The sequence below is a fragment of the Nostoc sp. CmiVER01 genome, assembly GCF_034531135.2.
In the GTDB taxonomy this organism is placed as follows: Bacteria; Cyanobacteriota; Cyanobacteriia; order Cyanobacteriales; family Nostocaceae; genus Nostoc.
This window is the reverse complement of record NZ_JAVRBU020000008.1, coordinates 57,511-67,153: the sequence shown is the minus strand read 5'-3', so window position 1 is coordinate 67,153 and position 9,643 is coordinate 57,511. Positions and strand designations below refer to the sequence as shown.

Here is a 9,643-nt window from a genome sequence, read left to right as displayed (position 1 = left end):
CTAATTCTGTTCTCAGTGTCAAAGATTGTCGATAGAGGGTTTCGGCTGCATCCCAGTTGCCGCGATTGCGCTCTATATTTCCCAACGATGCCCAACTAGAAGCCATGCCAGAGCGATCGTCTAATTCTGTTCTCAGTGTCAAAGATTGCCGATAGAGGGTTTCGGCTGCATCCCAGTTGCCGCGATTGCGCTCTATATCTCCCAACAATCCATTGCAATATGCAATATTACTTTTACTTTCTTGCTTTTGTGCAATGGCTAAAGCATTCTGAAAACATCTTGCTGCTTCATCCCAATTGCCTAAATCACGATGAATTACTCCAATCCATTGCAAGCAGATGCCGCGTTTCTCCTCATCCATCTGTGACAAAACTTGTTCACATAAGTCTTTTAATAAACTCCAGTGTCCCCACCATCTCAGATATTCTCCCAGAGTTCCGATTGCTAAATAAGATGCTTCGCTATAATTGCCCAACTGAAAAGCAAAATATTGAGCCTCCAGCACTGGGCGCAAATCTTCTAAAGTTTTAGGACTTTCAACATTTTTTCCAGAGCAGTAAAATTTATAGATACTTTTGAGCAGATTGGGCAGTTCGTCTTTATATTTCCCTTGTAGAAACTCCACAATCACCCGATGCAAGTCATAAAATACCTCACATTGCTGTTCATCATAGCGACTCTGCACCAAACTGCTATCGACTAATCGCTCTAAAATTGCTTGCGTTTCATTAATTTCTTCCTCTGTCAATTCAGCAGGTCTTTCTAATTCTGCTGCCATTTCAAAGCGGTCATCTTGCTCGCGTTTATCTGTATATAACCGCAAGAAAGTTAAACCTCGGATATCTATCCCCACCCGCAACACACACATCCTGCTGAGTAAATCTCGCGCTGCTTCACTTTGCCTTGCCAGTTGTTCTCTGAGAATGGGTTCAGCCTTTTTCGTCACCAATTCTGAATGCTTCCGTAGATACCCAGGCTTACTCTTACCAATAGCCGCCAGTTGGGTTAACAAAAATACGTGTCCCTCAACGCGCTCAGATACCCACCGCAAATCTGCTTCCCTGTCTTTCAGTTGGCGCTGTCGCAAAATCTCAACTCCTGCGACTGTCGCCACTCCAGAAATTCTCTCGATATACACCAATTCTGAATCTGGTTCCGCACCCTCATAGCGAATATCAGCCAAATCTGCTGGCACTTCCCGACTGGTTAATAAAGTTTGTGATTGATGCTGCTGATAGACTAAAGCATTTAGCAGTTTACCCCAATCGGGTGAAATTGCCCGTCCCGCTTGCGGATGGTTGGCAGGCTGTAAAATACTTTCTAGGTTATCCAGCACTACAAGAGTGCGTGTTTGCGCCAACCCTTCAATAATTTTGCCTATCTTTTCATCAGCAGTTTTCAACGTCTCTGCTGTTTGAATACTCAAGCTATCAATTAGGAGAAATTCTGCTACATCATCAAAACTTGTCCCCTCCTGCGCTTTGAAATACATTACGCACTCATAAGAACACTCTTCTACATTCGCCCCTTTTTCAAGAGAGGTTTGGGGGGATCTTCCACAATTAACGCCTAGTGCCTCTAACAGTTTTACAGCTAAACTGGTTTTGCCAATACCCCCTTGTCCAATGAGTGCCAATACCTTAAGCGGATTTTCTGCTTCCAGTAATTTTGTCTGCAACTCTTCAACGAGTTCATCTCGCCCCTTCCACACGGGTACTTCTGGGATTGCTTGATTGAGTACAATCTTTGTACCTATTGTGGGATGGGCAGTGTTCGACTGAGCGCTCACGCCGAAGTCTTGCCCGTCTAGTTCAACTTCAGTAATAGATTTAGTCTGTGCTGTCGAATCAGCTTTTTGCAATTCCTGCACCACTTCCACATCAGCATCGCTGAAATCAGCTATTTCTTGCACATCGAGTGATAATCGCCGACAGATTTCTACAAAATTCAAATGGTCAATATTTCTGCCGTTTAGAAAGGAGTTGACTGTGTTTAAATGAACTCCTAACTCGTCAGCTAAGTTTTGCTGTCGTGAAAAATCATTGCGCCTGAGTGCTAGCTTGACTTTTTGAATACACTCTTTGCGAACCTTAGTTCCTCTCGGCATGGCTTAGGACAATACATTTATTTAGAGTCTAGCAATCTGGGTAGGTATTACAGCGTTTTTCAAGAAAATAAAGCCAGGGCGAATGGAATTCGCGGCTACACAAACGTTCGCGTAGCGTCTCGCAGAGAAGTCCGCCTCCGCGGAAATCATGAAAAATATAGGGTTTGAAACCCACAGAGGTGGGTTTTGCCTGTGTAGCTGCGGTTTCTAACCGCCCTAAGCAACACATCCTTGGGTAAAGACGCGATGAATCGCGTCTCTACAAATGGTCTATTTGTCGCATTCTTTTTTCCAATTGGTATAACTTGGGAATTGGGAATAACTAGGAAATAACTCGGTAATAACTTCAGACAGCTTGGGACTGAACTTGTGATGATGCATTGTTTCATGGAATTGTCAACCATTTAAAAGCAATTCTGATGAAACGTAAACAAGCCGAATTTATTCTGACAATATTGGGTGTTGCTGAAGTTCTGGCTACTTTCTACACGATTTACCCGCCTGTTGCGATCGCACTAACTCCTGTAGCTATTTACTGTTTGGTAATCATTTATATTAATGACGCAAAGAACAGTAAAAATAAACCCAATGCCTAAAGGTGCGATCGCACTTGAAATGAGGAGTGCGTAGGCGTAGCCCGTCGTAGACATCGCTTTTTCAACTCCATCATTCCACTTATAAGTCTCATTATTCCATCTTAGAACTCGAAAGGCCGAGCTTTGAACTCGAAAGGCCGAGCTTTGAACTCGAAAGGCCGAGCTTTGAACTCGAAAGGCCGAGCTTTTATCTCGGAAGGCCGAGCTTTGAACTCGAAGCTTCAAGCTCAGAACTCCAAAGGTCTAGCTCTTTTCTCAATCCGTCGAGTTAGGAGGCTGGTACATCTAAACTTTGCACAAAAGAGACTAATATTTCATTTAATGCATCCATGTCAATTAAAAATGCATCATGTCCGTGGGTTGACTTCAGCCAAGCCAGTTGAGCATTAGGGATTAAATTTGCCAATTCTTGTTGTTCTACAGGAGGATAGAGGATGTCAGAATCAATGGCGACAACTAAAGTCGGTTGCTGAATGCTTCGCAGCACAGATTCATAATCTGATAAATTTGGAACTGTGCGGCGTGCAACATCATGGCGATCCATTACATGGGTGAGGGTGATGTAAGTGTTGGCATCAAATCGTTCTGTCAGCTTTTGACCTTGATACTGTAAGTAACTGGCTATAGCAAACTGCTCAGATGCATCATACTGCCGCCCAAAGCGGATTGTAAAACTATCCCAAGAACGGTAAGTAGACATTGCCATCATCCGCGCCACTGCTAGTCCTTGATTTGGGGGTGCATCCAGGGTGTAGTTCCCTCCTTGCCAGTTCGGATCGGCATAAATTGCCTGTCTTTGGGTTTCACTTAACCCAATACACCAAGCTGAATGTCTGCCAGAAACAGCAATGGGTGCGATCGCTTTTACTTTTTCTGGATATAATAACGCCCACTCCAGTGCTTGCATCCCACCAAGCGAACCGCCAATTACTAATTGCAGAGATTGAACACCCAGGTATTCTAGTAGTACAGCTTGCAGGTGAACCATATCTCGGATTGTAATCTCAGGGAAGGATACACCATAAGGCTTTCCCGTTATTGGGTTGATAGTAGTTGGCCCAGTTGTACCGTAACAACTTCCCAAGATATTGCTGCACACAATAAAATCGCGTTCTGGATTGAAAGCTTTCCCTGAACCAAACAAAGGTTCCCACCAATCATCAGCATCAGCCGAACCAGTTAAGGCATGACAAATCAGTACCCCATTATCGGCTTGAGCATTTAACTGTCCCCAAGTGCGATAAGCAACCTGAACCCCAGTTAATGTTTCGCCACCTTCAAGTTGAAATGGCACCGTCAGCTGGTAAAAATGGGTTTGCGGTGAGATGAAGTCTGAGTAAATCATGGGGAGTGGGGGGTGGGGAGATGAGGGAGCAGGGGAAGCAGGGGGAGAAGAATTAATAACCAATGCCCAATGTCCCATTCCCCATTCCCCATTTATTAATTCCTAACTTGCCAGAATGCTTGCTCAAAATCCTCTTTGATATCATCGATATGTTCAATTCCCACTGATACTCGCACCAAATCGGGTGTCACACCTGCTGAAAGCTGTTCGTCATCACTTAGCTGTTGATGGGTTGTGGAAGCGGGATGAATAACGAGGGTTTTAGCGTCACCAACATTTGCTAAATTACTCGCTAATTTTACATGATTAATAAAAGCTTTACCTGCCTCCAATCCGCCTTTGATGCCAAAGTTTAAAACTCCCCCAAAGCCATGCCGGAGATATTTCTTCGCTCGTTCATGATATGGGTGATTAGGAAGTCCTGGATAATTAACCCATAATACTTGCTCTTGTTGCTCTAACCACCGAGCCAATTCTAGGGCATTGCTCACATGCCGATCTACACGTAAAGAAAGAGTCTCTAATCCTTGCAGCAAAAGAAAGGCGTTAAATGGACTCAAGGACGGGCCAAAATCCCGTAACCCTTCGACTCTGGCGCGGATAATAAAGGCGATGTTACCAAATGTTCCACTAGGGCCAAACACTTCTTGAAAATTCAGCCCATGATAACCGGGTGCTGGCTCAGTAAACAAAGGAAACTTGCCGTTACCCCAGTCAAATTTACCGGAATCGACAATTACGCCACCAATGGAAGTACCATGTCCACCAATCCATTTAGTGGCAGATTCCACTACAATGTCTGCACCATGTTCAATGGGCCGAGCTAAATACCCACCAGCACCAAAGGTATTGTCCACAATTAAAGGTATGCCGTTTTCGTGGGCAATGTGAGCTAATGCTGCAAAGTCGGGAATGTTAAATTGAGGATTACCAATGGTTTCAACGTATAACGCTTTGGTGCGATCGTCGATCGCCTGACGGAAACTTTCTGGATCATCTCCCTCGACAAACTTGACGTTAATACCTAAGCGTGGTAAAGATACTTTAAACTGGTTATATGTTCCTCCATACAAAAAACTAGTGGAAACAATATTATCCCCAGCCTGAGCGATCGTAGTGATTGCTAAAAATTGCGCCGCCAGCCCACTCGCTGTTGCTAATGCTGCTACACCTCCTTCTAAAGCAGCAATTCGCTTTTCAAATACATCCGTCGTCGGGTTCATGATCCGGGTGTAAATGTTGCCAAATTCCTGGAGAGCAAACAACCGCGCTCCGTGATCGGCATCGTCAAAAACGTAGGAAGTCGTTTGGTAAATTGGTACAGCACGAGCATTAGTTCCCGGAGCCGGTTCTTGTCCAGCATGAACTTGCAAGGTTTCAAAACGATATTTTTCAGACATAAGTAGTTATTAAGAGAAGGCAGGAGGCAGAAGGAAAGAATTATATAAGAAAGTAATACACTATTTGAGCGTTGTGTTAGAGAAATCTACGGTAATTCTTAAAGCTTACCGTATTTTATAGTTATTTTGAGTTCAAACATACTGTAGGGGCGCATAGCTAGCTATGCGCCCCTACCAAGAATTGTGGTTCAATTAAATTAAAAACGTTGTAATCGAAAGCATTTTTAAGCGGATACGAATTTTATCTCTGTAAAAACTGTTCAATTAAATTAGGGAACCAACATTGAACGAGGATTAGTCATCCCTGCTTGTTGAATTGTTGAAAAAGCAGTTTCCCCGATGATGCGATGAGCCGCAGTCGTCGGATGAATGCCATCCCAGAACAAAAACTGGTCTGGTTTACCGCAGATGTTAGAACCAGACAAACATGAACTGATGACATTAGTAAAGTTAAAGGCTGCGGGATTTGCGATCGCATCTCGATACAGCGCGTTAGCATCTAATTGCACAATCTCCACATCGGAATGCTGTTGATTTAGTACCTTGAGCGATCGCCTCAAGCCTTGATTATGCGATTGTGTTAATGCACTGAGGTTTATAGAATTCGCACTGTTTCTGGTAGCAGATAACTGTCCTAAATCTGGTAAATTTGCAACCAGAATCTTTTTAGCACCCACATCAGTTAGAGAGTTGATTGCCGTTGTCACATTTTTAACAGGAATAGTTGCACTGCTTACCCCTTGCAAGTAATCATTTGCGCCTGCCCACAGCACATACAAAGCATCTGGATTCGTATGTTGATGTGTCTGCGTAAACATCTGCACTTGATTTAGCAAGCTAGGTACATAGCTGTTGCCAACATTGCCAGTAGTTGCTCCTCCATAAGCAAAATTATGAGTTTGTTTAGAGGAGAGATGGAGGTTTTCGCCAAGATACTCAATCCAAACCCTACCATTCGAGTAACGCCCCTGAAAGTAAGTTGGATTAGGTGGGTACATTCCTCCTGTCGCCCGGAATACCATCCCTGTATCCGAAAGACTATCCCCAAATACATAAAGTTCTGAGATGGGATGAGTTTTATCCATAAATTTTGCCGCTACAACCATAATAAAAATAAGGAGAGCAAGTCCTGTTCTTAAAAGCCACTTTTTTCTTTGCATTAAACTTTTCTGCAAACCCTAAAGACAATAGTTTTTACAACTGTTGATGGTTATTGGTGTGAGTAAAGATTGAGCTTGCTACTTAGCACTTCTCTAACTTAACAAGCTAGCTTCAGAGCTAATGAGCAAAACCGGATACTTTCAGGTGTGGATTTTGCTAATTGTCTTAATGCAACGCTGTTGTGTTTTATAACATCTCACCACTAAACGTTATCGCCGACAGTAGGAAACTAAAACCTTTGTGTGGTGCGTTACTACGTATATCAATAAATAAATATCACTTTTATACAGATAAATACGTCTGTGTTACTAAATTTGCAGATATTTAGGCATTCTTGCCCATTAAAGGAACTTAAAGGCGAATTGAAAATTGCATAAATGTTCAACTCGCCTCAGTTAAGTAATTGGGAATTTCAACCAATCTCTATTGTGTATGGACTTAAAGGAGTGTTTATTGCTCTTTGTATTCTTCAATTAGCTCACCCTTTTGGGTGAGTCATATATCAACCGATCAGGTGACCTGAGTGAAGGAAGCTGAGATTAATAATAAAGAGGAAAGTATTACTAAATAAGACTAATTGCATTTTACTTAAGAAAAACGTTATGAAACTTGTTACCTTAATCAATTCTGGACTGATGATTGCTTTTATTACTCTTGTACCTGGAATTGCTGGCGCTCAAACAGCGACTCACAACAATAGCGAGATAGCTATTAACTCTAATAATTTATCCAAAAATTCTACTTCTGTTAGCTACCTTCAGCCTTTCAATCTAGTTGCTTTCGCTTATCAGGGAGGTTTGAAGCAGCACGGGATTCCTAGTGGAGAAACATTAATATTTAAAACTCAGAACAGAAATATTATTGCAAAAGATTTGGTGAAGGCTGCTGTTAATGCAGATAAATTACCATCACAAGTTTTAAATGACCAAAATTATCTAAGTGCTGTTACTTCACAACTCAACGCATTGCCTGATTATGCTGCTGCTGATTAATTTGCTTTTTCTGATATCTTTTTAAAAAGCGAAATTTTTATTATAGTATATTCGTGCGTTTGTTACCAATATAAATAAAAGCCTTTTCTACGCAGAAAATATTGTGTATAAAAGAAAATTTGATCTTGAAAAACAAGTTTTAAATTTTGAGATAATTTGCAATTATAGTGGGCGAAAGACACAGAAAATTGTATAATCGACAGCTTATCGACCACAAATTTCCTTTTCTATAGAGAATGACAGAAGTAATTAAATCTGGGGGCCTAAATAACATTGAGTCCATTGAGTTTGAAAAGCGGTGCTTGCACAAAGCCAGAGAAACAGGCGATCGCAATCGGGAAGTCGTTTGTCTAGCAAGTTTGGGCAATGCTTACCACTCACTCGGCGAGTATCACCTAGCAATTGAGTTTTATCAGCAGTGGTTGGATATATCGAAAGAAATAGGCGATCGCTTAGGGGAAGCCAAATCTTTATCTGGGTTGGGCAACGCTTATCAATCACTGGGAAAATACCAACGAGCCATTGAATTTTATCACCAGTGGTTGAGCATCACCAGAAAAATAGGCGATCGCACTGGCGAGGGGATTTGCTTAGGAAGCTTGGGCAATACTTATGAATACCTGGGCAAGTATGAGCAAGCGATTGAATTTTATCAGCAATGGTTGAGTATCAGCAAGAAAATAGGCGATTGGACTGGGGAATGCATTTGTCTGGGAAGTTTGGGCAATACTTATGAATCGTTGGGGCAGTACCAACTGGCAATTGAGTATTACCAGCAATGGTTAGAATTAGCAAGACTCATCTGCGATGCCTATGGCGGGCAATGTCAACGCAATGGGGAGGCCATGGCTTTAAGTGCGTTGGGCAATGCTTATAATGCTCTGGGACAGTATCAAAAGGCGGTTGAATTTCATCAATATTCATTAGATATCAGAAGGAATCTTGATGACCAAAATGCAGAAGCGAACGCCTGGTTTAATTTGGGTCTGGTATTAGAAAAAATCAATCGAGCATCAGAAGCGATGGATGCCTTTTGCCATGCGCGTGAAATATATCACACAATGGGACTTGATGCAAGTCTGCAAGATTGTAACCATGCCATTAAGCTTCTTTCTCAAAATATTGCAAGTGCAACATCTCCATTCTGGTTAAGGAGATGGTTAAGTCATTTGTCGCAGTTCATCAAAGCTGATTCTAGCCAGTAATATCTCTCACCACTGATTCAGATAATGTGAGGATGTTTTAAAAAGCTTTGGTGATTAGCAATCGCTAAAATACATGAAAATATGCTTTTAAAACATCCTCGGAATACAGTGAGATTACATCAAGATGATGGATATTCATTGAATACCGCAACTGAATCCTTGCTATCAAAAGAAAGCACAGAAAACGAGTCTTTTCGATCCCCCATCTCCATCCCAGGAGTGCCTACGGGCATTTGAGGAACAGATAAACCAGTGACATTTGGCTTTTCTTGCAGCAAACGTTTAATATCGTCTGCTGGAACGTGTCCTTCAATAACATATCCATTCACAATTGCTGTGTGGCAAGATGACAAGTTATCTGGCACGTTAAACTTTTGTTTGACTGTTTCGATGTCAGGCGTGGAAAAATCTGTGATTTGAAAACCTTGTGCCTTTAAGTGGTTAATCCACCCGCCACAACAATTACAATCAGGGCTATGATATACAGTAGCATTTAGGGCTGTTGATTTTAATGGTATCTGTTTATCTTGGATACCCTTAGTAGTACTTACCAATTGAGCATTACTTATAGAAGCAGTGCTTCCCAAGATGCCTAACACCCCTACTGTAAGACAAATTATTACCACTGCACGTATAGCAACACGTACCAAGATAGGAGGTAAGGATTTTTGCCACCAATGAATAAATTGTTTGTACGACATTAAAACTTCCTAAGTAAAAGATTACATAAATTTGTTGTAACAAATTTCCTTCAAAAAAACTTTGCGTATCTATGCGCCTATTTTGCTTTTAAAAAGGCTACAATTCTTACGCGGTAAAAATCATTGTAACAGTGCT

At 41.8% G+C, this 9,643-nt stretch carries 8 protein-coding genes; 3 read left to right on the top strand and 5 right to left on the bottom strand.

Annotated features, from left to right (window positions below):
* The coding region (locus RMZ43_RS14840) for a tetratricopeptide repeat protein (RefSeq protein ID WP_428850733.1) at window positions 1–2,107 on the bottom strand (2,107 nt) is incomplete at its 3' end.
* Between the two features lie 419 nt (window positions 2,108–2,526).
* Between RMZ43_RS14840 and RMZ43_RS14835 the strand changes: the two genes are divergently transcribed.
* Window positions 2,527–2,703 carry a hypothetical protein gene (locus tag RMZ43_RS14835; RefSeq protein ID WP_322653389.1) on the top strand — a complete coding sequence of 59 codons (177 nt, stop codon included), beginning with the start codon at window positions 2,527–2,529 and terminating at the stop codon, window positions 2,701–2,703.
* Between the two features lie 268 nt (window positions 2,704–2,971).
* On the opposite strand, the gene metX is transcribed toward RMZ43_RS14835, so the two are convergent.
* The 3 genes from metX to RMZ43_RS14820 all read right to left on the bottom strand — a co-directional run bounded on the left by metX (window position 2,972) and on the right by RMZ43_RS14820 (window position 6,533).
* Window positions 2,972–4,126, bottom strand: coding sequence for a homoserine O-acetyltransferase MetX (gene metX / locus RMZ43_RS14830; protein WP_416212431.1), 1,155 nt, complete (start codon window positions 4,124–4,126; stop codon window positions 2,972–2,974).
* Between the two features lie 17 nt (window positions 4,127–4,143).
* Window positions 4,144–5,448, bottom strand: a complete 1,305-nt coding sequence (locus RMZ43_RS14825) for an O-acetylhomoserine aminocarboxypropyltransferase/cysteine synthase family protein (RefSeq protein WP_322653388.1) — start codon at window positions 5,446–5,448, stop codon at window positions 4,144–4,146.
* Window positions 5,449–5,717: 269 nt separating this feature from the next.
* The gene (locus RMZ43_RS14820; RefSeq protein ID WP_322653387.1) at window positions 5,718–6,533 is read right to left on the bottom strand and encodes an SGNH/GDSL hydrolase family protein; all 816 of its coding nucleotides are present in this window, start codon (window positions 6,531–6,533) and stop codon (window positions 5,718–5,720) included.
* A 678-nt stretch (window positions 6,534–7,211) separates the two neighbouring features.
* Between RMZ43_RS14820 and RMZ43_RS14815 the strand changes: the two genes are divergently transcribed.
* Both RMZ43_RS14815 and RMZ43_RS14810 read left to right on the top strand, forming a co-directional pair.
* Window positions 7,212–7,601 carry a hypothetical protein gene (locus tag RMZ43_RS14815; protein ID WP_322651521.1) on the top strand — a complete coding sequence of 130 codons (390 nt, stop codon included), beginning with the start codon at window positions 7,212–7,214 and terminating at the stop codon, window positions 7,599–7,601.
* A 236-nt stretch (window positions 7,602–7,837) separates the two neighbouring features.
* Entirely contained in the window at window positions 7,838–8,806 is a 969-nt protein-coding gene (locus tag RMZ43_RS14810) for a tetratricopeptide repeat protein (protein ID WP_322653386.1), read from the top strand.
* A gap of 119 nt (window positions 8,807–8,925) precedes the next feature.
* Here the strand turns inward: RMZ43_RS14810 and RMZ43_RS14805 are convergent, their stop codons facing one another.
* Complete coding sequence (locus tag RMZ43_RS14805) at window positions 8,926–9,507, bottom strand: DUF411 domain-containing protein (RefSeq protein WP_322653385.1); 582 nt, start codon at window positions 9,505–9,507, stop codon at window positions 8,926–8,928.
* Between the last annotated feature and the right edge of the window lie 136 nt (window positions 9,508–9,643).

Coding starts and splice junctions, on each gene's coding strand:
- RMZ43_RS14835 (WP_322653389.1), top strand. CDS start 2,527: ATGAAACGTAAACAAGCCGAATTTATTCTGACAATATTGGGTGTTGCT.
- metX (WP_416212431.1), bottom strand. CDS start 4,126: ATGGGACATTGGGCATTGGTTATTAATTCTTCTCCCCCTGCTTCCCCT.
- RMZ43_RS14825 (WP_322653388.1), bottom strand. CDS start 5,448: ATGTCTGAAAAATATCGTTTTGAAACCTTGCAAGTTCATGCTGGACAA.
- RMZ43_RS14820 (WP_322653387.1), bottom strand. CDS start 6,533: ATGGATAAAACTCATCCCATCTCAGAACTTTATGTATTTGGGGATAGT.
- RMZ43_RS14815 (WP_322651521.1), top strand. CDS start 7,212: ATGAAACTTGTTACCTTAATCAATTCTGGACTGATGATTGCTTTTATT.
- RMZ43_RS14810 (WP_322653386.1), top strand. CDS start 7,838: ATGACAGAAGTAATTAAATCTGGGGGCCTAAATAACATTGAGTCCATT.
- RMZ43_RS14805 (WP_322653385.1), bottom strand. CDS start 9,507: ATGTCGTACAAACAATTTATTCATTGGTGGCAAAAATCCTTACCTCCT.